The organism is Bacillus sp. XT-4, assembly GCF_050864245.1.
Lineage (GTDB): Bacteria > Bacillota > Bacilli > Bacillales > Bacillaceae > Bacillus > Bacillus altitudinis.
Genome location: NZ_JBPAFI010000022.1, coordinates 1 through 794 on the forward strand (window position 1 = coordinate 1; position 794 = coordinate 794).

Consider the following 794-nt stretch of genomic DNA (forward strand, 5'->3'; position numbering starts at 1 on the left):
TTCACTGGAAAAGGTGCCGATAACATTAAAAGCTTCTACAAAGAACTCGCCGGAAATGTGGACATGTTTATTAGCTTTATTGATAAACAAAAAGCCTTTCATGAAGGTGTTTCTGGGACACTTGATGATACAAACTTTGGCGGCGACACCTTTGTAGAAGAACACTTTTTAGACAACGCTGTACATATGGGAATCAAAAATGCCAAAAGTATTGTTAAGGATCAAAAAAAAGCACTCAAAACGATTTTTCAAGATATTGATGACCTCATTTCTCTGGAGGTATTTGATAGTAAAACCTTTGACGAAAAGATTGCAGATGCGGAAGATGAACGGAAGAAAACGGTTAAAGATTTAATAGAACTTGATCAAAATCTAAAAGATGAATATGCTTTGTCAGAGACTGAGGAGAAGGCTACAATGGCATTGTACGCAGAAATGATCAATGCCACAAATGACGGAAAATCCATTTCGCCTATGAATTTTGACAAGAAAGCGTATCAAAATAGCGAAATCTACAAGGCAAAAAGCGATATTGAGAAGCAAACGTCTGAATATCTGAAAATCAAAAATGATCAAGAAGAAGCTCGCAAGATCGCAAAGGAACAAGAAGCACTCGCCAACCGTCCGTGGTATGAAAAAGCTCTTGATTACGGAGGAAATATCGTCAATGAACTGACAGGCGTGAACGATGCAAAACGTGCCGCAACAGGTGTCGATCCGATCACAGGTGAAGAACTCACCGCAGGCCAGCGAGTCGCCGCAGGCGGCATGGCAGCAGCAGGCTACATCCCGAT

The 794-nt window shown here is 40.9% G+C and carries 1 protein-coding gene; it reads left to right on the top strand.

The window, feature by feature from the left end; translation table 11 throughout:
* Positions 1-794 (top strand): T7SS effector LXG polymorphic toxin (locus ACRRMM_RS19125; RefSeq protein ID WP_432450936.1); only part of this gene is annotated, 794 nt, incomplete at both ends.